Source organism: Ruminococcus sp. OM04-4AA, assembly GCF_003462585.1.
Classification (GTDB): Bacteria; Bacillota; Clostridia; order Lachnospirales; family Lachnospiraceae; genus Mediterraneibacter; species Mediterraneibacter faecis.
In genome coordinates this window covers 1-1,351 of record NZ_QTZH01000144.1, presented here as the reverse complement: position 1 = coordinate 1,351, position 1,351 = coordinate 1, and the positions used below count along the sequence as shown (strand labels likewise).

General features: G+C 38.7%; 2 protein-coding genes. One reads left to right on the top strand and one right to left on the bottom strand.

What is annotated here, in order from left to right; translation table 11 throughout:
* Positions 1-201: 201 nt before the first annotated feature.
* Positions 202-831, bottom strand: a complete 630-nt coding sequence (locus DXB52_RS15750; protein WP_008369918.1) for a helix-turn-helix domain-containing protein — start codon at positions 829-831, stop codon at positions 202-204.
* A 171-nt stretch (positions 832-1,002) separates the two neighbouring features.
* Here DXB52_RS15750 and DXB52_RS15745 point away from each other — a divergent pair, with 171 nt between their 5' ends.
* Entirely contained in the window at positions 1,003-1,233 is a 231-nt protein-coding gene (locus DXB52_RS15745; protein ID WP_004843519.1) for a helix-turn-helix domain-containing protein, read from the top strand.
* The last annotated feature ends 118 nt before the right edge of the window (positions 1,234-1,351 follow it).

The following is a 1,351-nucleotide window of genomic DNA, read 5'->3' as shown; positions in this document are numbered from 1 at the left end:
CACTTTTGCTTTCTGTTCCAACGCATTCTTTCTGAACAAGATTGCCGCTTGCGTCCTCTACATAGAAGCGGTAGTACCATTTCTTTCCTTTTTTTCTTACAGATCCTTTTGCCATAATCGTATGTCTCCTTTCGATATTAGACAATCGGAACTGATGAAATGCTTCGTGCGTGTAAGTATATCATAACTCCGGTTGTCTTACTATACCGATTCGGAATCTTCGTATAAGACTTCTGATAAAAGATTTGCAAGCCTTTGTTCTGCTGTTTTTTGTTTCTTGGAATAGAGCCTTACAATGTCTGCCATCTCATTAAAAGCATTGATGGTAGGAGTGATTTCCCTTAAGAACATAATCTCATTATATTCATCATTCGATTCAAACCCTATTGTTTTGGCAATATCCGTCTGACCAGCATTTCCCTTGAAGTTTTTGCAGGCGAACTGGAAGGAATCCAAAAACAGACCATATTGTTTTAACATCAGCAGTAATAAATCTTTTGAAAAAGCATCTTCTTCTTTGGTAAGGGCAAGCGGTAACTGTTCCAGAATATCTCCCATCGCATCACGAATCTGTAATTCTCTCTTATCCGTAATGTCGGTTTCATATTCATCTGTTTCCCCTTTGAGCCATTCCACGGATACATGGAGTGCTTCCGAAAGACCTTCCAGCACCATTTTTTTCGTATTGTCAATCGAACCATTCTCATAACGCAGGATTGTAGAAGCGGTAACACCCATCTTTTCTGCGACATAAGGCTGTGTCAGATTCAATTCCAGACGGCGCTGTTTTATTCTGCTGCCTATCAGCTTGCGTAGTTCTTTATCTTTCATGCTGACTGCCTCCTTTTTCGGTATGTATGAATTATAGCATTGTTTTTCCGAAATTGCAATATGCAATATAAAAATTATTTTTAATATTTCGTAACGCTTGGCAAAAAGATTTGGAAAGGATATACTTACATCACAAGAATTGCATAATGCAATTTATAAGGAGGTGATTATATGACGCAAAGAAAAATTGCATTATCCATCGAAGAAGCTGCTGATTATACGGGAATCGGCAGAAATACCTTAAGACAGCTTGTAGAATGGAAGAAACTTCCAGTATTAAAGGTTGGTCGCAAAGTCCTGATTAAAACCGATATTCTGGAAATGTTTATGGAAGCGAATGAAGGTCGTGATTTGAGGGATAGAGGAAATGTAAAAGCCGTAACAAGAACTGCGGCAAATTAAAAAGGCGGCTTCCAAAGAAACCGCCAAAGGTTCTATCAGACCGAAGCCATGATATACCTACACGCAAGAAGATTATACCATGTGCTTCTTCTGATACGCAACCGAGAACTTATGTTTG